Genomic DNA, 23,340 nt, shown 5'->3' on the forward strand with positions numbered 1-23,340 from the left:
GCCACGCGAAACGGCAAACGGACGGCTCGACAAGGGGTTCTCAGCTCACAGGCCAAGCGCGCTGCTGACAGGCAATGCGCTTGCCTGTCAGTTGCGGTCACTTTGTTCCAGTCGCAGCGCTGCGCCATGACAGCAGCCGTACGTCCCTGGCGCAGGCAACGCGCACTAAGAGCGGCGAGGGCCACCGCCGTACAGATCTACGACCAAGTCACCAACGGCTGCCGGCGATCGCCCATAGGCTCCGTGAGAATCCCTCGCTAGCAGTACGCTGCCGCGCACTCCTCCCGCAGGCGGCGCTGGGCGCTCTATAAGCGCTGCTTCTGACCAGCAGCAGGCCAGCCGGTGCTGTGCGAGTTGCCTGGCTGCGCTGACTTTGCAAGTCACAACCGTCCAGCCTAAATGACGCCGCCGTCCAGTTTGGCTGATAGCTTCGTCCAGTTTATTTAGTGTCAGCGTCCACTTGCTTGGCTGTATGTACTTCGTGCCCGTACTGCTTCGCTTCGCCTTGGCCACTGACCATGAAACCATATCCGTACCAGTGCTTGTGATTTTGTGGCGAGGTGGCCGCTTCCAGTAATGCGGGAGACAGAAGCTTGCCCGTGCGCAGTGCTTCACTGAACTTGAGCATGTCGCCCACCGTGCTGTAGCCACCACCGGCTGCCGTTCCGCGCCATGGAAGCGATGCAGTTTCCACCTGCCAGGCACCACCTTGTTTGGCATATGCAAGGGCGCGGCTTGCGACTGATTTTGACTCCGGCTCTGACCCTGTCGATGTCATGCCGGCGATGCGGTAGATGTGCTGATCGACATAGTCGTAGTAGGACTGGCCGCTGACCGCTTCGATGATCGCGCCAAGCACGACGTAGCCATAGTTGGAATAGCCATCCTGACTGCCTGGCGCCTGCTCTGGCGGAGTGGCGCCGAACCGTTTGATGTAATCGGCATGCGTTTTCAAGGTCTGCGAATAGCTACTGAACTCGTCACCGAAGATCTCGCCGAGCCCACTGGTATGATTGAGCAGTTGCCGCAGCGTAATGGAACGGGCGATGGCTTGGTCGGGATAATCAGGCAGATAGTCGTTGATGGTGCCATCAAGCGACAGCTTGCCGGCATCCACCAACTGCAACACGGCCACGGCGGTGAACATTTTGTTCAACGATGCAAGTCTGAACTGTGTTTCCGGGGTAACTGCCAGCACGGCTGATCGATTTGCCAATCCGCCTTGCCATTGCAGGAGTACCTTGCCGTCCTTGGCCACCAATAGTGCGCCGGACAATGTGTCTGCGGCGACCAAAGCATCCAGCCGTTGCTTTGTCATTTTTGCAAGAGTGGGAATCTGCACACGTTTGGGCCGGAATTCGGGCGGCATTTCCACGCCTTCGATCTGGAAAACGTGCACATCCGAGGGGTCGGTCTGGTCCAGCTCAACGGTCACCAACAGCGCACGTTCGCTCGGCTGCACCTGTACGATCATTTCGACTTTCTTGGGGCTGCTTCATCTCACAGTCAGCACGTTGAAGTTGCCCATGGAGGCATGCAGGTCGGTATCGCGCTGCGCGTTGCGGTCGATCTTGTACGCGGCGATGACCTCCTGCAACTCTTGCTGATTGCCCCGGTTGAACGCAGATAGCCAGCGATTGAAGATTTGTTGGGGTGTCTCGATTGGCGAGGGCTGCATGCTCCAGCCCTCGGCAGTCCAGAGAAGAAAAACGGCGGCGAGCAGCTTGAAACGCGTCATCCAATCAGCCTGTCGTTGCAGCCATGTCGGCTCGCCGATCATCACAGGAAGTGGGGCTGAGTACAAAGCGACAGTGCTGATGACGCAAGTCCAGCAGTTTGTGTGAATGCTTTCGGGCGTCCAGGTGGCCGTGTCTATCTCACCGACGTCGCTTATTTCTGGCGGGACGTCACTGCTGCGTCATGCAGTGGAAAGCAGCAGTGCTAGCCAACGCAGACGATTGCAAGATTTACTTCCGCGCAGCAATGACGGAGGAGTGCTGCACTTTATCCAACCTCCACAAACGCCAACGCCCCGATCAAGTCGGGGCGTTGGTGCGATCTATCGCTAAAACTCGGTAGCGCCGTTTGCAAAGTAGTGGACTACGCAAAACAGCCAACCCTTGCTCCGGCCAACGGAGTTACTTGGTCGACTTGGACGCGTCACGCACCTTGTCGGCCACTTCGCCGGCCTTGCTCTGCACCTTGCCGATATTCTTTTCGGCGGCGCCTTCCAGCTCGGTGCTCTTGTCGCCGGTGACGCGGCCGATGGCTTCCTTGACCGAGCCCTTGACCTGCTTGGCGGTACCTTCGATACGGTTCTTATCCATGGGACGTTTCTCGTAGTTGGGGAACCGGCTTAGTCTGTGCGGGCCGGTGTGAGCATGGTGTCGGCCCGCGCGGTGCCCGCCCACATGCGGATGCACCAGGGCGGCTAGTGCATCCGGCCCAGCTTGTGCCGCTCAGGCCTTGCGCGCTGGCTTTTTGGCGCTGCGGCCGGCAAAGCCGCGCTCGCGTGCCCACACGATGGCTTCGCCGCGGCTGTGCACGTCGATCTTGGAATACAGCGCGGCCACGTGGTTGCGCACGGTATTGGGCGCAACGCTGAGTTGCTGTGCGATTTCCTTGTCGGCCAGGCCTTCGGCGAGCAAGCCCAACACGTCACGCTCGCGTCCGGTGAGTTCGGCGATGCCGCAGCTCTGCGCCTGGCTGGGGCGATTGGCGCGGCGCACATTGGCCAGCTTTTCCAACAGGGTCTGGCTGAACCAGGAGGCGTCCTGCATCACTTCTTCGATGGCGGCGACCAATTCCATCTCGGTACGTTTGCGGTCGGTGATGTCCATCAGCGACAACAGGTAACACGGCACGCCGTGGATGCTGACCGTTTCGGCAGAGATCAGGCAATCGAGCTGCTCGCCATCCTTGCGCGCGATGGCGTATTCCATATTGAGCATGCTGCCGCTTTGCTGCAGCGCGTGGCAGAACTGCTGATACGCCTGGCGAGTGGGAAACAGGCCGATCTCTTCGATGGGTTTGCCGATGATGTCTTCGCTGGCGTACTGGGTGGTCTGCGCCACCGCGTCGTTGATTTCCACTATCTGCAAGGTGTCGGCATTGCAGATCAGCGTCGGCACCGGAGTAATGCGGAAGGCCTTGGCGAAGCGTTCTTCGCTTTGCCGCAAGGCCACCTCGGCGCGACGCCGCGGCTCCAGGTCCATGAAGGTGAACAGCATGCAGGCTTCTTCGCCGATTTCGATCGGCTGGCCGGCCACCACCACCATCTTGGTGGTGCCGTCGGGCAGGCTGAGTTCGGCCTGCATCTGCGGGATGGTGGTGCCCTCGTTGAGGCGCTCCAGCGCCAGTTCGCGGCGGTCGGCCAGTTCCAGCACATCCACCTCGAACACGCTCTTGCCCACCACCGCTTCGCGCGTGTAGCCGGTCATTTCCACAAAGCCCTGATTGACCTTGATGTAGCGCTGATCGGCAAGCCGGCAGATCACCGCAGGCGCCGGGTTGGCATTGAAGGTGCGTTCGAAGCGTTGCTCGGCGCTGGCCCAGTCGCTGGCGTCGGCGACGATCAGCACCAGGCAATCCGGCGCGCCTTGTGCATCGGTCAGCACCAGGCTGCGCACGCGGTGCACCCATTGTTCGTCGGTGCCGGCGCGCACCACTTCCACCACCACATCGTTGAAGACTTCGCCGGCGATGACGCGGTCGATGGGGTAATTGCCGGCGCTCAGGCGATGGTTGTTGCGATAGCGCAGCTGGAAGCGCTCGCGGTATTCGCTCACCGTGGCGCCCAGGTCTTCCAGCACGCTTGCGCCATGCATGGCCAGCGCGGCCTCGTTGGCCCAGGTGATGGACTGATTCGGCTCGACCAGAATCACGCCTTCGCTCAGCCCGGTGATGATCTGCTGCAGCTGGCGGCGGTTGGTGGACTGCGGCGGGCTGCTGGGCGGCGCGGTTTCACTCGCTGACGACATGGGGTGACCTCGGGTAACAACGGCAATGGAAACCAAGGGTGGCGGCACACGGTAGCCGCTGCCTGACGCGAATGCACTAGCCGCACTGGTGCATTCGGCTCAGGCATGGGCGCGGCACGCCTTACACACTGAGCGCCCATTTCTACCGTTGTGAGGCATTCCCATGGCACAGGTCGTTCGCCAGTCCACTCTTGCCCCCAGGATGTCGTGGGGCGCCGTGCTCGCCGGCTGCACCTTCGCGCTGGTGACCTATCTGACGCTGAGCGTGTTGGGCACCGCGATCGGCGCTTCCACCATCGACCCGCTGCGTGAAGCCAACCCGGTCAGCGGGCTGGGCACCGGTGCGGGTATCTGGCTGGCGTTGAGCACGTTGATCTCGATCGGCGTAGGCGCGTTCGTCGCCGGCCGCCTGGCTACGGTACGCGGCGGGCTGCACGGTCTGTTGAGCTGGGCGGTCACTTCGCTGATCACCACCTGGTTGGTGGCGGCGCTGGCCAGCAACGCGGTAGGCGCGGTGTCGGGCGTGGTCGGCAAGGGCTTGTCGCTGACCGGCCAGGGCATCGCCGCTGCGGCGCCAGCGTTGGGCAATGGGGTGCAGGATGAATTGAAGAAGCAGGGCATCGCGCTGGATTGGGGTGACCTGCGCGGCCAGCTGGACACGGTACTGCGCCAGACCGGCAAGGCCGAACTCGATCCTGAGCGTCTGAAGGATCAGGCAGCGACCGCGGGCGAAGACGGCAAGGCCACCGCCACCGATGCGGCGCAGACCCCGCAGGCCGCTTCGGACGAACTGGCCGCGTGGTTCGACCGTGTGCGTGCGCAGGCCAAGCCGGCCATCGATGCGGCCGACCGCGATGCGTTGATCAACCTGATCGTGGCGCGCACCGGTAAATCGCGCGCAGAAGCCGAGCAGATTGCCGACAACTATGCGCAGAGCTACCAGAAGGCCGTGGCGCAGTACGAAGCGCTCAAGCGCACCGCCGAGCAGAAGGCGCGCGAGGCCGGCGATGTCGCCGCACGCGGTATCTCGCGCGCGGCCTGGAGCACCTTGGTGTTGCTGATCCTGGGCGCGGGCATTGCGTTTGCCGCCGGGCGTGCCGGTCGCCGTACCGATCCTGTTGTGATCGACCCGGTTGTGGGGGTGTGAGCTTTCTTGTCGAAGTGTCAGGTTGACGGTTGGGGAACCGTCGCCTGCTGCAAGGCGTCCTTGGTCCCAAGGTGCGCCGAGTTAGGAGTGACACTGAGCAAGCAAACGGGGTAACCCCTTCTCGGCGAAGGATGCCAAGACTCGCTCTCCACCGGGCCATCTAGGGATGGTCCGGTGTTTTTTTGCGTGGAGATATTGCGTGTTTGCCGCTGTGTCTTCTGGGCTTGGAAGTGGGTTGATTACTCGACTTTCTGTGTGCTATTTTTTGCGGTTTGCGTTGACACTAGGTCTGCCGGTTTTGTGCGAGTGCTTCGGTCTGCTGCGGGCGCTTGCACGCGTACCGGCGTGGGACACGCCGCAAGTACGTCCGTGTAGGCTCTTACGCGGCATCCATGCCGCGTAAGGTCCCACGCCGGTACGCGTGCAAGCACCTTCGGATGTTGTCGGTGGCTGATGGAAAAGCGACGGCATTGCTTGCCTATCAGCAGCCGCGAAAAGTGGGGGCGCGGTGTCGTATCCGGTGTTGGGACCATGTGGCGGCATGGATGCCACCACTGAGCCTCCACGGACGGATTCACGGCGTGTCCCGACACTGGATGCGGCACCGCGCACAAGCCGAGCCCCCACATGACGCCTGCCAGTTTTACGCGACTGCTTGGTTCACCGAGGGCGCTTGCATGGACGCGATGGATCCGCATGCACGCTGATAGTCCCTTCGCGATACCTGCGCAGGAGCGTGTATCGATCGCTGCGCTGTACGCGTGTTTCAGACGCGTTGCGTAACCCCTCACTCCACGCTGGACGCTACCAGCCGCTGCCACAGCGCGGCGTTGGCCTCGTTGTCCGGTTCCAACGTGGCCAGCACGCTCAGCGCGTGGTCTTGATGCTCGGCGCCGTGGCGGGCGAGCATGGCCAGCGCGGCGGCCAGCCGGCCGTAACGCAGCGCCATGCCGAGCGAGGTGGCCAGCAGGGTGGTGTCGTGTTCGGGGCGCTGCTCGTCCAGCGCGGTGCTCAGCGAGGCCGGCAGCTCCCAGGCGGTGGCGATGGTCTTGGCCACCGTGGCGGTGTGGCGTTCTACCAGGGCGGCGGCCACTTCCAGGCTGTAGGGCAGCGCCGGGCGTTCGGCGTAGGTGTCGCGCAACACACGCAGGATTACCACCGCGCCCAGGCCCTGCAGCAGGCCGGCCAGCTGCGCCGACAAGGTGTCGCCGCCGCGCTCGCGCATGTAGGCGGCCGCAGCGGTGGCGGTGCGCAGGGCGTAATCCCACACCGCCGCCGGCAGGCGCGAGTACAGGCCGCCATCCAGGCTCAGCACTGGCTGCATGACCGCAGCGGCAACGATCTGGCGCACACCCTCGGTACCGATATGCACCACCGCCCGTTCCAGGCTTTCCAGCGGGCCGCCTTGCGGGCGATACAGGGCGCTGTTGGCGATGCGCAACAGGTTGGCGGCCAGCGCCGGGTCCTGCGCGATGATCGCGGCGATGCCGCGGCCGGAGGCATCCGGGTCGTTGACCGCACGCATCAGCTGCGGCAACAGCTGCGGGCGGCGCGGCAACAGCTGCGGCCGCAGGTCCACGTGTTCGAGCGCGCTGGCCACCGCCGCCAGCACATCGGCCTGCGCGGGATCGACCGGCAGGCTGCCATCGGCCAGCGACGGGGTGGACATCACCGCGGCGTACATGCGCCGCAGCAACGGGCGCATCGGTGGCGGCCCGGACGGCAATGGCTGCGGTGCAGGAGCGGTGTGCGCCTGCGTGTGCGCTTGCGTCTGCTCGCGCACAGGCGCCAGCTCCGGCGTGACCGCTGGCGCGGCGTGCGGAGTGGGTGCGATAGCCGCGGCAGGCGCGGCAGCTGCGCTGATCGTTTGGGCACGATGGCGCAGCAGCAGCCAGGCAATGACACCGGCGAGTACCAAGCCGGCAAGGAGTCCGGCAGCAAGCAGCAACACAATCACGGGCGTCATGGGAATTTGTCTGAGTAGTGCTGCGACTATCCGCGAAGCCGGTCGCGGCGGCAACGTGGGCGCAAGGAGCTGCTGCAGTGCAGCGATGCATGGCGTGTCTTCAGATTGACCGCTGCGCTGCACGTCACGCTAACGCAGCGGGGACCACTATGCGTCACCAGCTGTGCAGCCCTAGAGCATCTAGGCAGCTTAAAGGGTGCAGGCATCCGCAGTTGGACCATCTTTCACGAAGACACCGCGCACTGCGCGGTGTCTTCGTTTGTGTGTGGTGATGGACACGCGCGCTGGTTAGCGGGCACCGTCATCGCGGCACAGCCGCGCTACAGCGTGCCCTGCTTCCACAGCCGCACGATTTCGGCCGGGGCATGTTCTTCGGGAATGCGCAACGGTTCGCTGGCACCGTCCCAGGCGATGCTGAAATAGCGTCGGTCGCCGCCACCGGCCTGCGGGCGCGGCAGTGCATGCACCAGGCATTGGTCCAGCAAGGTGCGCAGGTGCAGGCGCTGTGCATCGTCCAGTTCATCCATCACCAGTTGCCGCTCGCGGCGCATGGCCGGGAACGCGGCCACGCCGCCCTCGCGTGCAAGCCGCAGGGTCACGCCCAACTCTACCGGCGGCCGCTGTGGACTCACGCCAGCACGCCCACGTCGCGCCAGGCCTGTTGCACGGCGAGTGTCTCCACACTGGTGGCGCCGTAATCGGCGCTGGCGACAGTGACAGTGAGCGCGGCAAAGGTGGCGAAATCCGCACCCGCAGCTAACTCGCCACCGGTGAGCGTGCGGTACCAGATGCGGCCGGTTGTCTCCCACGCAGCGCCGCCGATCGCCACCGCAGCGCGATAGAACGCATGATTGGGAATGCCGGAGTTGTAATGCACGCCGCCATCGTCCTCCTGCGTGTTGACGTAGCCGGCCATGGTGGCCGGTTGCGGATCTTTGCCCAGTGCAGTGTCATCGTACGCGGTGCCGGGCGCCTGCATCGAGCGCAGGCCCACACCGTTGATGCCGGGCATCAATAAACCTGCGCCGATGATCCAGTCGGCCTCGCTTGCGCTCTGGCGCAATGTGTACTGCTTGATCAGCACTCCGAACACATCCGAGACCGATTCGTTCAATGCACCCGATTGCCCCTGATAAATCAGGTTGGCGCTGCGCTCGGTGACGCCGTGCGTGAGCTCATGGCCGACCACATCGATGGCGATGGTGAAGCGGTTGAAGACCTCGCCGTCGCCATCGCCGAACACCATCTGCTCGCCATCCCAAAACGCGTTGTCGTAGCCGCGCTCGTAATGCACGCTGCCGATCAACGGCATGCCCGCGCCATCGATCGAGTTGCGCCCGTACACCGTCTGGAAGAAATCATGCGTGGCACCGAGATAGTCATACGCCTCGGTCACTGCCACATCGTCGGTGGCTGCAGCGCCTTCGTCGCGCACCAGGGTGCCGGGTAATGCGGTGCCTTGTTGCGCATCGTAAATACGCCGCTGCACCGCTTGCGTGGCCGGTGCGGCATCCGCGACGAGCGCCTCTGCGCGTGCGAGCAGGCCCCGCGCACGCTGCTGCCGCAAGAACGCGGTGATGTGGCGGGACAGCTGCGCGCAATGGCGTGCATGCTCGGGCGCCGCCTGCGCCACATGGTCCAGCAAATACGGCGGCAGAATGCCGGCACGACGCGGGGCGACGGACGCAGACATAAGCGGTCTCCACAGTGGGATGCGCTCGCGACTATGCCCAGGCCTGGTTTAGGAAAACGTTAGGCCGGCCCGGATCACACGCCTGTGGCGTGTTGCGATAGGTCTGGCGTTCATTCCAGCTGCGCCAATGCCTGCTGGATCGGCGTCTGCCCATCGATGAAGCCGACAGTCTTGCCGATGGTGGCCGGTGTTGCCAATGCCGCCGCGATCACCTGCGCCACGTTGCCGCGCGAGACGCCACCGTCGGCATCGCCGCCCGGGTCGCGGGTGATGCGGCCCGTTGGCGCCTCCTGGGTCAGTCGTCCCGGCCCCAGCACGGTCCAGTCCAGCGTGGTATCGCGCAGATGTGCATCGGCGGCGGCCTTGGCCTGCGCGTAGGCGAAGAAGCCATCGTCCGGCCCGATGCCGTGTTCCAGGCCGGCACCGAGATAGGACACCATCACGTAACGGCGCACGCGCGCCTGTTCGGCGGCATGCATCGAACGGATTGCCGCATCGCGATCCACCGCATAGGTGCGCGCTGCATCGCCACCGCCGGCGCCGGCCGACCACACCACCGCATCGTGGGCGGAGAACGCAGCGGCAATCGCATCGGTATCGGCGTGTTCGATGTCGAACAGCAACGGCGTGGCGCCATCGGCAATCACATCGTCGGTGTGCTCGGGATTGCGGAACAACGCAGTCACTTGATGCCCACCGCGCACCAATAGCGGAGTAAGCAAACGCGCGACCTTGCCATGGCCGCCAATCAACACGATACGAGACATCCACCACTCCAACACGGCGCACCGCAAGGGCGCGGAATGCCACCATCCTCGCTAATGCGGTGCTAAGGCGGTGTTATCGCAGCGGCATACGCGCATCGATCTTTGGCATCCATCCAACTCGCGTTGCCTGCTGCGTGCAATGCATCGGCAGCCATCGAGACAGCGCTAAAAATGCACAAGGCGCAATGACCGCAGTGATCGCATCTGGGACACTATGCGGCCCCTGTGTGTGCGAAATGCCGATGACCACCTCCCCTGATTTGCGTCCACGCGTTGGATGTGGCGCCTTCATCCGCCGTGCCGATGGCCACTTGCTGCTGGTGCAACGCGGGCGTGCGCCGGAGCAAGGCCATTGGGGCTTGCCAGGTGGCAAAGTGGACTGGATGGAAACCGTCGAAAACGCCGTGGTGCGCGAAGTGCTGGAAGAAACCGGCCTGCATGTGCACCTGCAACGCGTGCTGTGCATCGTCAGCTACTTCGAGCCGGATCTGACGCCACCGGAGCATTGGGTCGCGCCGGTGTATCTGGCCGCCATCCAAGGCAGCGAACACGCCGTGCGGCGCGAGCCTGAGGCAATCCTCGCTATCGGTTGGTTCGCGCTGGACGCACTGCCATCGCCGCTGACCACCTCCACGGTGCAGGCATTGCAGCATCTGCACGCGCAAGGCCTGCCGGCCTCTACAGGCTGAGTGCGGCAGGTCATCGCACCTGTCTGGCGTTATCCTCGCCGGCTGACTGCCTGGGAGGGCAACGCATGGCACAACATTGCTGGACACGAACGGTTGTTTTGCTGCTGATCGGCAGCGTAGGCATTGCATACGCGGCAGCGGCAGAGACGGCACAACCCGCTGCTGCAACCGCACAGGACGGCATCCGGCATGTGAGTGCATTCGCGCTGCCGGTCTCTGAGTATCTGAGCCCGGAGGCACGTGCGCATGTGGCTGCAGAGGTCGCGCGCGTCGATCCGTTGGCCAAGGCCGACAACGCCACTCTGCTGACGCAATTGCCCAGCATCCGCGCCGACACCGAACGCTGGGCCAAAGGGGTGATCGCGCAGCTGCGCACGCGCTACGCGGTGGAGATCACGCCCGAGACCTGGAACGGCGTGCCGGTGTTGCGGGTGGAGCCACGCACGCGCACACCCGAACAGGCAAAGCGTTTGCTGATCGAGCTGCATGGCGGCGGATTCGTGATGGGTAGCGCTGCCTCGTTCGGCCTGATGGAAGCCATCCCGATCGCGGCGATGACCGGCATGAGCGTGGTTGCGGTGGACTACCGAATGGGTCCGGAGCATCGCTTCCCGGCAGCCAGCGAAGATGTGGCGACGGTGTATCGCGCCGCGCTCAAGAAGACCTACGCACCGGAGCGTATCGGCATCTTCGGCTGCTCGGCCGGCGGTGTGCTCACCGGCGAGTCGCTGGCATGGTTTGCCAAGGAGCGCCTGCCGATGCCGGCGGCGGCAGGCATGTTCTGCGCCGCTGGCGATGCGCGTTATCGCGGCGATTCGCGTGTGGTGGTCGCCGCGGTGAACGATGCCTTGCTGCCGGACAAGGCCGGGGCGCTGCCGATCATGGAAGACCTGTATTACGGCGAGAACGTGGACTTCCGCGACCCGCTGGTGTCGCCGGTGTTCTCCGATGCGGTGCTGCGCCAGTTTCCGCCGACCTTGTTTCTCACCGCCACGCGTGCGGCCGAGCTGAGCGCCACGGCCTATACGCATGCGCGGCTGGTGGATCTGGGTCGCGAATCGGACTTGCACGTCTGGGACGGGCTGGGCCACGGTTTCCACCTCACCGAGACACTGCCGGAAAGCCAGCAGGCGCTGCGGGTCACTGCACGCTTCTTCAGCAAGCATCTGGGCCTGCCACCACCGGCATTGGCCGCGCCACACTAACGCCACGCTGACATCGACTAGGCACCGCGCTTACATCTTCTCGCCTAGGTTGAGATGCACCGGTACTGCACTTGCAGTGCCGACATTGATCAGGAGAGTCGGATGAGTCTGCAAATTCCTCAGGGTGCACTGGTGGTTGTGGCCGATGGCGGCGAAGCACGTTGGTTCACCAACACCGGCAACGAAGCCAAGGTGGTGCTGCGTCAGCACGCGCGCACCGATGTGCAGAACGTCGATGACGACGGCCCGGCCGGCAAGGCGCCGCAGGATCTGAGCAACGCGGATCTGGACGAAATGACCTTCGCCAAGCAGTTGTCGCATGCCTTGAACGATGGCGCGCTGAAGCACGAATACACGCATCTGGTGCTGGTGGCCGACCCGACCACGTTGGGCCGCGTGCGCCCGTTGCTGCACAAGGAAACACAGCAGCGCCTGGTGGGCGATCTGGCCAAAGACCTCACCAATCTGCCGCTGGAAGACATCCAGCGCGCGCTGTCCTGATAGCGGAGCACGCGCGCGATGGGGTTTGTTCGCGAGTACGCCACGCACGCACCCGAGCGCAGCGAGGTGGATGCACATGCCGGGCTGCAGGTGCTGGAATTCGGCACCGATTGGTGCGGTCACTGCATGGCCGCCCAGCCGCTATTGCAAAAACTGCTGGGTGGTTTCGAGGCGGTGGATTACCGCAAGTTCGAAGATGGAAAAGGGCGGCCGCTTGGCCGCTCTTTTCGCGTGAAGTTATGGCCAACCATGATCCTGCTGCGCGATGGCGAAGAACTCGCGCGCGCAGTGCGCCCGCAGACGCGCGAGGATTTACTGCCGTTGTTGGCAGTGCTGGGTGAGCCTGCGATTCAGAGCGGCTGACAAAACTGCTGCGCTCACTGCAAGGTGGGCGCGGCTGTCGCTGTATGCGCTGAAACGCCTTGAAAACAGGGCGTTTTGGCAAAGCTCCGCCCTCGCGCCTGCAGCGATCTGCACGCTGTAGTAACATGTGCGGCTGATCAAGCCCCTGGGCACTTGCCCACCCCTTGGTCGTCTGTCCCGCAGCGTCGCTGAGTTTTCGCGGCCGTCCGGGAATGCCTCCGGTGTCATCCCCTGCATGTGCGTTTGCCATGCGCGCGCGATGTGCTGTGTCCTGTGCGTTGCCAGGGCGAGTGGGCAGCGATGGCCGCACATGGAGACCAAACATATGCACGACACGCGCGCGATTGCCTCGCACTTCGGTTGGTTCAAGCGCCGCCGCCAACTGCAACTGGACGAAGTCACCGTGGTCGACCGCCCGATGCTGCGCAAGGCCGTGGGTGCGGCCGCACTGGGCAATGCGATGGAGTGGTTCGACTTCGGCGTGTACGGCTATCTGGCGGTGACGCTGGGGCAGGTGTTCTTCCCCGCGAGCAATCCTACCGCGCAGTTGATTGCGACCTTTGCCACGTTCACCGTCGCGTTTTTGGTGCGGCCGATCGGCGGGCTGGTGTTCGGCCCGCTCGGCGACCGCTACGGGCGGCAGAAAGTGCTGGCGGCCACCATGATCCTGATGGCGCTGGGCACCTTCAGCATCGGCTTGATTCCGTCCCACGCGACCATCGGCGTGTGGGCGCCGGTGTTGCTGCTGTTGGCGCGGCTGCTGCAAGGTTTTTCCACCGGGGGCGAATACGGCGGGGCAGCGACCTTCATTGCCGAATATGCCACCGACCGCAATCGCGGCTTGATGGGCAGCTGGCTGGAATTCGGCACGCTGGGCGGTTACATCGCCGGTGCCGCCACGGTGACCGCATTGCACATGGCCTTGAACCAGGCGCAGATGCTCGATTGGGGCTGGCGCATCCCGTTTCTGGTCGCCGGCCCGTTGGGGTTGCTGGGCCTGTACATGCGCATGAAACTGGAAGAAACCCCGGCGTTTCGTGCCTATACCGCGCAATCGGAACAGCGCGAACGGCAAACCGCAGGGCAAGGCCTGCTCACGCTGCTGCGCCTGCATTGGCCGCAGTTGCTCAAGTGCGTTGGGCTGGTGCTGGTGTTCAACGTTACCGACTACATGTTGCTGACCTACATGCCCAGCTACCTCAGCGTCACCATGGGCTATGCCGAGAGCAAGGGACTGTTGCTGATTATTCTGGTGATGCTGGTGATGATGCCGCTCAACATCGTCGGCGGCCTGTTCAGCGACAAGCTGGGCCGCCGCCCGATGATCATCGGTGCCTGCATTGCCTTGTTCGTGTTGGCGATCCCGTGCCTGCTGCTGATCGGCAGCGGCCACGATGGGCTGATCTTCGCCGGGCTGATGCTGCTCGGCCTGGCGCTGGTGTGCTTCACCAGTTCGATGCCCTCCACGTTGCCGGCGCTGTTCTACACACCGGTGCGCTACAGCGCGCTGTCGATCGGCTTCAACGTCTCGGTGTCGTTGTTCGGCGGTACCACGCCATTGGTCACCGCCTGGCTAGTGGAGCGCACCGGCGACCCGCTGGTGCCGGCGTACTACCTGATGGGCGCGGCTGCGATCGGGTTGGTGACCATGTTGTTCGTACGCGAAACCGCCGGCTTGCCGTTGCGTGGCTCACCGCCGGCCGTGGCCACCGATGCCGAAGCACGCGCGCTGTTGCAGGCCGATAGCCCGGTGACGGTGGATGCACAGCTGCCACTGCGTCCCGTGCCCTCCATGGGCCAGCCGCGCACGGCGTAAGCGGGCTCGGCGCGGCGTGGATGCGCGTGATGCGCATTGGGCTCAGTGCACGTTGGGCGCAAGCATGTCGGCCGAGGGCATGCCTTCGCCGGTTTCCACATAGCGTTTGAGGCTGCTGCCCAGGAAGAAGCGCCAGCCGCGCGCGCATGCCTCCTTGCATGGCGATTCGCGATAACCGGACTGGACGAACTCCACCTGCGTGCCCTGGCTGGTGGAGTGCAGCTCGAAGCGCATCACGGTGCCTTTCCATGCATCCGAATCGAGCATGTTGGAGTCGTGGCAACGCCAGCACACCAGCCGATGGTCGGCGCCGTCGTCGATGCTCAACTCCACCCGCCAGCCCTGACGGCTCCAGTCCAGCCGCACCCGGTCGTTGACCAGGCTCACTTCGCGCGTCCACCAGCGGGCCAGCTGCATTGGCTCGGACAGCGCAGCGGAAACCACTTCCGGCGCGGCGGCAATGACGATGCTGTGGCGGATCTCACGATTCATCGGGTGGGCATTCGCAGCGTAGATCCCGATGATCGCGCATTTTGTAGGCCAATTGCAGGATTGTCTTGGCACTGCACAGTTCGCTCGTCTAACGCTCACATGGCGCTGGGTACCATCGGGGCGGACCCCTAACGACGAAGAACAGGCATGACGACGCTTCCGATACCAGTGATGGACGTTGCCGCGCAACGCGATCTGGCCACGGCGCACGCGCTGTTGGAAAACCCCGGTGTGGCAGCGCAACTTGCCAACGCGCTGGGCGCGCCGATCGAAAGTCTGATCACCAAGCGGCTACCGAAAATGCTGACCCGCAGCATCGATGGGGTCACTCGCCGCGCATTGCAGGTGGCAATGAAATCGGCATTGCTCAGCTTGCGCGGCCAGGCCGATACGCAGCGACCCGCCTCCACCGCGCGGCACACCATGGTGGTGGCTGTCGCGGGCGGTGCAGGCGGATTTTTCGGATTGCCCGGGCTGCTGGTGGAGCTGCCGGTCACCACCACGGTGATGCTGCGCTCCATCGCCGATATTGCACGCTCGGAAGGCGAATCGCTGCACGATCCGGAAACGGCGCTGGCCTGTCTGGAAGTGCTGGCGCATGGCGGGCGCAGCGTCAGCGACGATGGTGCCGAATCCGGCTATTTCGCCGTGCGCGCGGCGATGGCGCAGCAACTCAGCGCCGCCGCGCATTACGTGGCCGCACATGGGTTCGCCAGCAAGGGTGCGCCCGCACTGGTGTCGTTGGTCTCGCGCGTTGCGGCCAAGTTCTCGGTCAACGTGGGCGAAAAACTCGCCGTGCAGGCGGTGCCGCTGGTAGGTGCCGTAAGTGGCGCAACGCTCAATACCGTGTTCATGCGCCACTTCCAGGCGATGGCACGCGGGCATTTCATCGTGCGTCGATTGGAGCGGCGCTTTGGAGAAGAGGCCGTGCGGCGTGCGTATGACGCATTGCCTGCACCGCGTTGAGATTCAGATAGCACCTCATAGGACGCTCGCGCGGCATGTACTGCTCTCACCTGCGCACCGACCATTTCGACTGGTCCTTGCCCGCCCACCGTCGCGGGACCTTACGCGGCATGGATGCCGCGTAAGAGCTTACAGGGACGTACTTGCAGCGTGTCCTGCGATGGTGGGCGGGCAAGGGCCCTGCAACCAGGCCGCAGATCAGCCACTCTACGACTGATCTATCAGCACTGCCCAATCACACCAAGACAACTGAGATTTCGAGTCGTAGCGTGGTTTGATGCAGTTAAAAGCTTAGTGAGTCGAGGGCGCGATGCGCTCACCGCTTGCGGGACACGCCGCAAGTACGTCCCTGTAGGCTCGGTGGCGGCATCCATGCCGCCACACGGTCCCGCAACCGGTGAGCGCATCGCACCTGCTCATTTGGCTGTGTGCTGATGGGAACTACAAAGCCGACTGCGCTCACTTACTTTTTGGACGTAGTAGTTCACTGACCTCCAAGTCTTGTGTTGCTCCGTCGGTCATTCCCGCTGATCTGCGCGTTGATCGCTTGCCAGCAGAGCTTTGGATGCACGATGCCACTGCGACACGTCACAATCACTTTCGCCTATGTCGGACCTCGTCCATGAGCAAACCTTTTTCGCCAGCGTCCGCGCGCAATCGTGACCCGATTCTTGCGGTATTGCAGCGGCACTTTGCCGACCGTCGTCATGTGTTGGAGATCGGTGCAGGCACCGGGCAGCACGCGGTGCATTTTGCGGCGGCGATGCCGTGGCTGCGTTGGCAGGCGAGCGATCATCCCGATCATTTGCCGGGCATGACGCAGTGGCTGGACGAGGCTGCATTGCCAAATACGCCGCCACCGATTCCGTTGCAGGCGGTGCTGACGCCGACGCCTGGTCTGGCACCGGCACCGCCGTTGCCGCCGGTGCAGGCAGGCGAGCCTGCCGGCTATGACGCTGTATATAGCGCCAATACCTTGCATATCATGGGCTGGCCGCAAGTGCAGGCGTTGTTCGCGGGATTGCCCACAGTGATGGCGCCGCAGGCGGTACTAGTGATCTACGGGCCGTTTAATCGTGATGGACAATTCACCAGCGACAGCAATCGCGCATTCGATGCGATGTTGCGCGAGCGCGATGCGGCCTCGGGGATCCGCGATGCAGAGGCGGTGGATGCGCTGGCGGCTTCGGTTGGATTGCAATTGATCGACGATGTGGCATTGCCGGCAAATAATGTATGTCGGGTGTGGCGGCGAGCGTAAGTCGGTTGCTTTTTTGAAAAGCATGCACACCGACATTCCCGACTGGTCCTTGCCCGCGCACCGTCGCGGGACCTTACGCGGCATGGATGCCGCGTAAGAGCTTACAAGGACGTACTTGCAGCGTGTCCCGCGATGGTGGGCGGGCAAGGACCCTGCAGCCAGGCCGCAGATCAGCCGCTCTACACCTGATCCATCCGCTTGGTACAACCACGACAGGGCACTCAAAATTTCGAGTCGTGAAAGCGGCATCGCACCCATATGCTGATGGGGGTTGACGCGGCAGCAACTCAGCGCCTGCGTCGTTCCAGCCACCACAACGCCGTGGCTAGCGTGAGCCAGGCCAGTAGCCACGGCCAGCGGGTGCCGGGTTGGGCTATTGGCGTGCTGAGGGTCGCGTTTGTGTTGGTTGCTGTGGCGGCCATCGCAAGGGTGGCGTCGCGGGTTTGTTGGGTATGCACGGTGGGTGCGTCGGCGGGCGCGCGGACGTAAAGCCAGCGTTGGTCTTTGCCGGTTTGCAGGCGATGCCAGCCTGCGCTTGTGGGCCAGTAGGCGGCGCAGGTTTGGGCGCTGCTGGTGGGGTCGATCAGCAACGGTTGGGCTGGACCGGTGGGGCCGGTGACATGCGCGTCTGCAGCGATACCGCACAGTGACATGCGCTGTTGCGACCAGCCTTCTTGCACCGGGGCGGGTGCGGTGTCGCCCGCGCGGGCGACGGCGCCGAACAGCTGCGCCCACAGCGCGGCATGCAGGTCGCTGCGGCCGGCCAATACCAACGCGAAGCTGTCTTCGATCAGGGCGATGCCGATGCGGCCGCGGCCTTGTGCGTGCCACCAGCCCAGCGCGCTGCCGTCGTCTGCGCGTGCTGCAATCACTGCCTCGGCATCTTGCGGTTGCAGATCGCGGCGTTGCAGCGGTGGAAGTGCGGGAGTGTCGGCAGGGGCTGCAGCTGGATCGATGGACGGTGCGGCCGATGACAGCGATCGCGGGGCGGCGATTGCAGTGCTGGTCGTTCCGCCGGTTGTCGCAAAGCCGAGCGCGTTGAGTGCTGCGCGGGTGCCGGCATCCAGTGGTCCGTCGGTGCGTACCAGCACGCCCAGGCCGCGGTCGATCGCGGCACGCACGCTCTGGCGTTGCGTGCTGCCCAGCGTGACCAGGCGGCGTTGGTCGATGACCAGCAGGTCGAGTGTGTCCAGGCTGGTGGCGTCCAGTGCGGCGCTCTCGCCCAGTTGCACGCCGGGGCCGACCGCGATCTGGCTGCGCACGTCCAGCCCGGCATCGCTGGCCCAGCGGCGCAGGTATTTCAGTTCCGGCTGCGGTGCGCCGGCCAGCAACAGCACACGCGCGGGCGGCACTACGGTGATCAGCACCGGCACCTGTACGCGGCTGCGTTCGGCGCCTGCGGCATCGCGCAGGCGCAGCGCGAACACCACCTGCCCGGGTGCGCGCGCCAGGCCACGCAGATGCACCTGACCGGTTACGTTGGCTACGGCGGTGTCGACCACCTGGCCGGCGGGGTCGAGTAGCTCCACCCGTGCTGCCGGCAGGCCCTGGACGCGGGCGCTGATGGCGAAGGTTTCGCCGGGGGCGACCGGTGGCGGTGTCGAGACGGCGACCAAACCTTGCGGTGCCGGGTTCAGCGCCAGTCGCAGCGGTACGCCAAGTGCATCGCGGTCGCGTGCCGGCAGGCCGGTGCCATGCACGACCACTGCGGTGGTGCCGGGTGCGCGGCGCAGGGCGGTGGCCAGATCCGGTACGCGTGCCACGCCTGCCAGCGCAGGCGCTTCGGGCAAGGCGACCCACTGCGCCGCATTCGGGCCGACCTGTGCTGCCGTGGTGCCCGCGGTGGCGACGTGCAGCTCGCTCGTGCTGCCAGCGCGCGGGGGCGGCAGCAGCACCGGGTAGAGCAGGCCGGCGAGCAGCGGTTGGGCGGCAAGCAACAGCCACAGCCTGGCGCGCGAATGTGGTTGCCGAGCGTGTGCGCGTGACAGCCGGAACCAGCCGACGACGACCACCAGAAAGAGTGCCGAACCGACCAGCCAGGGCAGTGACAGCGTCATGGCTGCGGCTCCCGGCGCAGTGCATCCAGATAGCGTTGGCCGCGCGCGTCCGGTGTGGCGCGTCGGTGGACGGGCGCGGGCGGGGCGATGAGGGTGCGCCAGACCTGGGTACGCAGTTGGGCGCGGCAGCTGGCGCAGTCCGGTTCGGCGCGCAGGGTTTCCACTGCGGCGGCCAGGCTCAGCGGGTCGTGCAGTCGGTCTTGCTGGCGCTGCAGCCACTGCGCGTAGCGAGCCAGGGTGGCGTCCGCTACCGGCGCCTGTTCGCCCAGCGCGTCCCACAACTGCAGGGCGGACGGGTCGGGATCCGGGCGGGTGTCCAGCCCGGCGGCACGGTCGCCCAGGCCGGCGCGGTCGCCGCTCAGGCGTCGGCTGGGGTCGATCGGAGGTAGCTGGGTGCCGACCCGCGCCAGGTAGATGCGTTCGGCCTGCTGCACCTGCTTGATGAAGCCCAGCGCCTTGTTGGCATAAGGCAGCGCACGCTCGGGGTGGCCCTGGCGCAGCGCGCCCTCGGACTGCCACATCTGATCCAGCGCGGCGCGCAGCAGGGCGCGCGTTTGCGGGTCGAGCAGGGTGGCGGCTTCGGCGTGGTCGTGGGTATGCCCGAACTCGGAGAGCACATCCTGCGCCTGGCCGAAGCTGCTGCGCTCGGGCCGGCCGTTGTTGTTGCCGTGGTCATGGTCGTGATCATCCAGCGCGGCGGCGCCGGGTTCGGATGCGGCGTCATGCTTGTGGTCGTCGTGCCCGTGTTCGTCCTGGGCGGGCGCCTGCGCCGCTGCCGCAGGCGTTGCCGGCGCATCCGCAGTGGGCATGTCGGCGGTGGGCAGATCGTCGGCCGGTGCGTCGCTGGTGGGCGGGGCGTCGGCGGTCGGCGGGCCCTTGGGTGCGCCTTCGCTCTCTTCGCCGAGGAACTGGCCGTAGCGCAGTCGCAACAGGCGCTGGTCCACGCCGATGGCGTCGGACCGCTTGAGATAGGCATCCGGGTCCAGGCGCGGCTTTTCCTTCAGCAGCGCCTCGGCGTCGATGATGATCTGGCGCTGGCTGCGGAAGTAAGCCGGCAAGGTTTGTTTGACGCTGGCCTCCAGGCCGGCGGCCATGGTCTGTTCGGGCGGCGGCCAGCGCAGGATCACGCTGGCGCTGCGGCCTTCCTGCGGCCCGGGTTGGCGGGTGTCGTGGACGATCAATTGGGCGATCAGGTCGTCGCCGGCCGCCATGCCCAGGGCCTGCGGCTGCAGCGTGGTGGAAAAGCTGCGTTGCCTGGCCGGGCCGCTGCCGGTGAGGGTGCGGCGCTGGGTCTTGAAGGTGATGTTCTCGCCGCTGCCCTGGGCCAGGGTCAGGCGCAGCTCGGCGGTGGCGGCCACCGCGTAGTCGTCGCTGGCTTCGAAGCGCAGCGTCCAGCCGGCATTGGTGGGCGTCCACAGCACCAGGCTTTGTTCGGGCGCCAATACGCGCACCTGCGGCGGGCGATCCGGCAGCACGTCGAGCCGATGCAGCTGGCGGTCTGCCGGCGCACCGTCGATGAGGATGCGATACAGGCTGGCGCGCTCGGCGATCCACTGGCCTTGCCACTGATCGCTGCTGCCTTGCCGGGCCAGCGCGATGAGGCGGCCGTCGGTGAGCCGCAGCGCCACGCTGCGCGGGGCGGGGCTGACCTGCAGCTGCCACTCCAGCTGGGTGCCGGTTGGCACGCGCGCATCCAGGCCGGGCAGGCGTGTGGACGGCAGGCCGGTGTAAGCGGGCGGGGTACTGTGTAGCCGGGAATGACGCAGTGTGGGAGCGCCGTTGCCGGCACGGGCGGCGGCGACGCGGTCGTTGCTCGGCGCGGGCTGGGTGGCGCGGTGTGGCCAAAGCAGTAGCGCGACGCAGGCCAGCAGGCCGAGCAGGCTCCATGGCCAGGCACGCTGCCACGGCCAGGCTGGGCGGAGATCGCGCGGGGTGTTGCGCAGGCGCTGTTCCAGGCGCTGCCGTTGCAGGGCCTGCAAGGGGCCGAGCTGCGCGGTCGAGGCGAACAGCAGGTCGCTGCTGTCTTCCAGATCTGCTTCGCGATCCAGCCGGCGGATCAGCCAGGTCTGGTCCAGCCGGCGTGCCGCCAGCACCGCCACGCCGGCCATTGCCAACACACCGGCAATGAGCAACGGCACGATCGCCACATGCGCGCCGGTGCGCCAGGCCAGCAGCGCCGGGAGGACAGCCAGCGGTAGCCCGAACAGCAGCACGCCTGCGGCCTGCCGCCTTCGCGCGGCCTGCCATGCGTGGTGCGGCGCCGGCGTGCTCATGCCGCGTTGCTCCGGCGTGGCGATGTGGCCAGCCAGCGTTCGGCCGCGAACAGCAGCAGCACCAAGCCGATCAGCAATGGCGCCAGCGACCACGGTGCGGTGGTCAGGCGAATGGCCGCAGGGCCGCGCTGTGGTTGCTGGGTCTGTGCCAGCGCGCGCTGTGGTGCGGGTGGCGGTTGCAGGGCATCGTGCAGGCGGGTGGGGAAATCGGCGTCCAGCAAGGCGGGCAGGTGCTGCGGCTGCAGCGGCACGGACCAGCGCAACAGGCGCCCGCGCCCGAATGCGATGGCGTCGATCAGCGGCACGCCGTGCGTGTCTTGCAGCACTGCCTGCCGCGGGCCGGCGAGTGCGGGCGGGGCCGGCGTTTGCGCAGCGATCAGCAGTTGCCCTCCGGCCGCGACCCAGGCGATGACCGGCGCAGGTGGTGCGCTGTGCGATAGCCAGACCACCACCGTGCCGGGTGCCCAGCGAGCTGGCACTGCGGCGTCGGGGGCGCTGACTGGCAACGCGCCGGGCACTGCCCACGCAGCGTGTACGGCGCGCAGATAGCGCAGCGCCGGCTCGGCGGGGTCATCGGTGATCGCCTGCAGCCGCAGCGGCGCGATGGCTGCGGCAGTGGCGAGCGGCGATTGGCCTGGTAGCACCTGCCATTGCACGTTGCGCGACAGCTGCAGGCGCTGTGCATCCAGCGGCCCCCAGTGGCTTGGCACGATTACGCTGAGTGCGGTGTCCGCCGGCAGGCTGGCATCGAGTTCGCGCAGCAGGCTGCCGACCGGCTGCGCGGTGCCGGCGGTCGCGGTGTATGGGTTGGTCGCATCGGCATCGATCGGCGGGAAGCCCGGCGCCAGCCACACCCACTGCGCGTTCGCTGCGTGGCTGAGCGCGCGCGCCGCGGCCACATCCACGCCAGGACTCACCGCAATCCGCGGGCGCACATCCTGATGGTCGCGCAAGGCCGGCTCGGCCAGCAGCAGCGCCAACGCGGCGAGCAACAGCAGGCGTACCAGCAGCAGCGGCCATTCGTCGAAGCGCACACGATGCCGTGGGCGCGGCAGCGCACGCAGCCAGCGCAGTGCGGCGAAGTCGGTGGGCCGGTGTTCGCTGCGGCGTGCCAGGTGGATCAGCAGCGGCAGCAGCAGTGCGGCCAACGCGGCCAGGCCGGCGGGAAAGAGCAGGAGCAGGTTCACGGCTGCGCCACCCCAGCGGCGTGCGCGATGAGGTGCAATGACGGTACCTCGCCGAGACGGGAGTATTGGCTCATCGCCGCGCACCCTGCCCGAACAACGCGCGCAACGCCGCGTCGGGTGGTGCATCCAGATAATGCAGCGCATGCGCAATGCCGGCGGCCTGCCAGCGGGCCTGCCGCGCGCGCTGTGCATCGCCGAAGCGTTGCAGATACGCATCGCGCATCGCGGCGCCATCGCCGAGCAATTCTTCGCCGGTTTCCGGATCGCGGAAGCGGTGCCCGCCGCTGAAAGTGAAATCGCGTTCGTCGCAGGTCAGCACTTGCAGCTGGATCACTTCGCGGCGTGCGGCGGCAAGTTTTTCCAGCGCGCCGACCAATTCTTCGTCGAAGCCATCGCCGATCGACAGCACCAGCGCATGTGCGGCGATGCGTTCCCACAGCGGGCGTAGCGCATCCATGCCGGGCCAGCGTCCACCGGCGCGCAGACGCTGCAAGGCCAGCCAGAGCCGGTCGCGTTGACGTGGACCGCCGCCTGCCGGCACTGCCACCAGGCCATCGCCATGCACGGCGAATAGCCCGACTTGATCGCCCTGGCGCAGCGCCACTTCGGCAGCGCACGCGGCCAAGGTCGCCATCGCCTGCAAGCGCGTGTAGGCAGGGCGCGCCTGATCGGCCTGGCCTGCGGAGGCGGTGGCATCGAGCAACAGCCACAGCGTGAGCGGGCTTTCGCGCTCGGCTTCGCGCACGAAGAAGCGGTCCGAGCGTGCGTAGAGTTTCCAGTCGATCTGGCGCAACGCATCGCCGGGTTCCTAAGCGCGGTATTGCGAAAATTCCAGCCCGGCACCACGGTTGCGGCTGGCGTGCTGGCCGATGCCGTGCGCGCCCTGCGCGTGGCGCGCATGCAGCTGCAAACCGCGCAAGCGGCTGCGCAGCTCGGCAGGAATCAACGCCGGCAGGTCCACGCTCACGCTACTGCGC

20 protein-coding genes and 1 pseudogene are annotated in these 23,340 nt (G+C 65.8%); 8 read left to right on the forward strand and 13 right to left on the reverse strand.

Annotated features, from left to right (window positions below):
- Positions 1-439 precede the first annotated feature (439 nt).
- The 4 genes from NDY25_RS11135 to NDY25_RS11150 form a co-directional block, all read right to left on the reverse strand.
- Positions 440-1,474: a serine hydrolase domain-containing protein gene (locus NDY25_RS11135; protein WP_168959167.1), complete on the reverse strand. Its 1,035-nt coding sequence runs from the start codon at positions 1,472-1,474 to the stop codon at positions 440-442.
- Between the two features lie 21 nt (positions 1,475-1,495).
- Complete coding sequence (locus NDY25_RS11140) at positions 1,496-1,780, reverse strand: hypothetical protein (RefSeq protein ID WP_168959168.1); 285 nt, start codon at positions 1,778-1,780, stop codon at positions 1,496-1,498.
- A 358-nt stretch (positions 1,781-2,138) separates the two neighbouring features.
- Positions 2,139-2,327 carry a CsbD family protein gene (locus NDY25_RS11145; RefSeq protein ID WP_006451426.1) on the reverse strand — a complete coding sequence of 63 codons (189 nt, stop codon included), beginning with the start codon at positions 2,325-2,327 and terminating at the stop codon, positions 2,139-2,141.
- A 132-nt stretch (positions 2,328-2,459) separates the two neighbouring features.
- Entirely contained in the window at positions 2,460-3,980 is a 1,521-nt protein-coding gene (locus tag NDY25_RS11150; protein WP_168959169.1) for a helix-turn-helix transcriptional regulator, read from the reverse strand.
- A gap of 163 nt (positions 3,981-4,143) precedes the next feature.
- On the opposite strand from NDY25_RS11150, the gene NDY25_RS11155 reads away from it, so the two are divergent.
- Positions 4,144-5,127 (forward strand): hypothetical protein, encoded by a 984-nt coding sequence (locus NDY25_RS11155; RefSeq protein ID WP_168959170.1) that lies wholly within the window; start codon positions 4,144-4,146, stop codon positions 5,125-5,127.
- Between the two features lie 787 nt (positions 5,128-5,914).
- Here the strand turns inward: NDY25_RS11155 and NDY25_RS11160 are convergent.
- The 4 genes from NDY25_RS11160 to NDY25_RS11175 all read right to left on the reverse strand — a co-directional run bounded on the left by NDY25_RS11160 (position 5,915) and on the right by NDY25_RS11175 (position 9,553).
- Complete coding sequence (locus NDY25_RS11160; protein WP_168959171.1) at positions 5,915-7,093, reverse strand: HDOD domain-containing protein; 1,179 nt, start codon at positions 7,091-7,093, stop codon at positions 5,915-5,917.
- Positions 7,094-7,413: 320 nt separating this feature from the next.
- The gene (locus NDY25_RS11165) at positions 7,414-7,725 is read right to left on the reverse strand and encodes a protealysin inhibitor emfourin (RefSeq protein WP_115036813.1); all 312 of its coding nucleotides are present in this window, start codon (positions 7,723-7,725) and stop codon (positions 7,414-7,416) included.
- Positions 7,722-8,786 (reverse strand): M4 family metallopeptidase, encoded by a 1,065-nt coding sequence (locus NDY25_RS11170; RefSeq protein WP_168959172.1) that lies wholly within the window; start codon positions 8,784-8,786, stop codon positions 7,722-7,724. The genes NDY25_RS11165 and NDY25_RS11170 overlap by 4 nt, the downstream gene beginning before the upstream one ends.
- 110 nt (positions 8,787-8,896) lie before the next feature.
- Entirely contained in the window at positions 8,897-9,553 is a 657-nt protein-coding gene (locus tag NDY25_RS11175; RefSeq protein WP_168959173.1) for an SDR family oxidoreductase, read from the reverse strand.
- Positions 9,554-9,795: 242 nt separating this feature from the next.
- Between NDY25_RS11175 and NDY25_RS11180 the strand changes: the two genes are divergently transcribed.
- From NDY25_RS11180 to proP, 5 genes are all read left to right on the forward strand, one after another.
- Positions 9,796-10,242 (forward strand): NUDIX hydrolase, encoded by a 447-nt coding sequence (locus NDY25_RS11180; protein ID WP_425510764.1) that lies wholly within the window; start codon positions 9,796-9,798, stop codon positions 10,240-10,242.
- A 65-nt stretch (positions 10,243-10,307) separates the two neighbouring features.
- Positions 10,308-11,447, forward strand: a complete 1,140-nt coding sequence (locus NDY25_RS11185) for an alpha/beta hydrolase (protein ID WP_256627950.1) — start codon at positions 10,308-10,310, stop codon at positions 11,445-11,447.
- Positions 11,448-11,549: 102 nt separating this feature from the next.
- Entirely contained in the window at positions 11,550-11,948 is a 399-nt protein-coding gene (locus tag NDY25_RS11190; protein ID WP_006453262.1) for a host attachment family protein, read from the forward strand.
- Between the two features lie 18 nt (positions 11,949-11,966).
- Positions 11,967-12,311 (forward strand): thioredoxin family protein, encoded by a 345-nt coding sequence (locus tag NDY25_RS11195; RefSeq protein ID WP_168959176.1) that lies wholly within the window; start codon positions 11,967-11,969, stop codon positions 12,309-12,311.
- 325 nt (positions 12,312-12,636) lie between these two features.
- Positions 12,637-14,127: a glycine betaine/L-proline transporter ProP gene (proP, locus tag NDY25_RS11200; protein WP_168959230.1), complete on the forward strand. Its 1,491-nt coding sequence runs from the start codon at positions 12,637-12,639 to the stop codon at positions 14,125-14,127.
- A 42-nt stretch (positions 14,128-14,169) separates the two neighbouring features.
- Here the strand turns inward: proP and NDY25_RS11205 are convergent, their stop codons facing one another.
- The gene (locus NDY25_RS11205; RefSeq protein WP_168959177.1) at positions 14,170-14,619 is read right to left on the reverse strand and encodes an SRPBCC family protein; all 450 of its coding nucleotides are present in this window, start codon (positions 14,617-14,619) and stop codon (positions 14,170-14,172) included.
- Between the two features lie 171 nt (positions 14,620-14,790).
- Between NDY25_RS11205 and NDY25_RS11210 the strand changes: the two genes are divergently transcribed.
- Positions 14,791-15,585, forward strand: coding sequence for an EcsC family protein (locus NDY25_RS11210; protein WP_168959231.1), 795 nt, complete (start codon positions 14,791-14,793; stop codon positions 15,583-15,585).
- 622 nt (positions 15,586-16,207) lie between these two features.
- Positions 16,208-16,846 carry a DUF938 domain-containing protein gene (locus tag NDY25_RS11215; RefSeq protein ID WP_256627951.1) on the forward strand — a complete coding sequence of 213 codons (639 nt, stop codon included), beginning with the start codon at positions 16,208-16,210 and terminating at the stop codon, positions 16,844-16,846.
- A 287-nt stretch (positions 16,847-17,133) separates the two neighbouring features.
- Here NDY25_RS11215 and NDY25_RS11220 read toward each other — a convergent pair whose 3' ends face one another.
- From NDY25_RS11220 to NDY25_RS11235, 4 genes and pseudogenes are all read right to left on the reverse strand, one after another.
- A complete protein-coding gene (locus NDY25_RS11220) occupies positions 17,134-18,903 on the reverse strand; it encodes a carboxypeptidase regulatory-like domain-containing protein (RefSeq protein WP_256627952.1) in 1,770 nt (589 codons plus the stop codon).
- Positions 18,900-21,176: a hypothetical protein gene (locus tag NDY25_RS11225; RefSeq protein ID WP_168959180.1), complete on the reverse strand. Its 2,277-nt coding sequence runs from the start codon at positions 21,174-21,176 to the stop codon at positions 18,900-18,902. The genes NDY25_RS11220 and NDY25_RS11225 overlap by 4 nt, the downstream gene beginning before the upstream one ends.
- Positions 21,173-22,363, reverse strand: a complete 1,191-nt coding sequence (locus NDY25_RS11230) for a BatA domain-containing protein (protein WP_168959181.1) — start codon at positions 22,361-22,363, stop codon at positions 21,173-21,175. Before NDY25_RS11230 ends, NDY25_RS11225 begins: the two co-directional genes overlap by 4 nt.
- Before the next feature lie 70 nt (positions 22,364-22,433).
- A pseudogene (locus NDY25_RS11235) lies at positions 22,434-23,330 on the reverse strand (DUF58 domain-containing protein).
- Between the last annotated feature and the right edge of the window lie 10 nt (positions 23,331-23,340).

This window comes from Xanthomonas hortorum pv. pelargonii (genome assembly GCF_024499015.1).
GTDB classification, from domain to species: Bacteria; Pseudomonadota; Gammaproteobacteria; order Xanthomonadales; family Xanthomonadaceae; genus Xanthomonas; species Xanthomonas hortorum_B.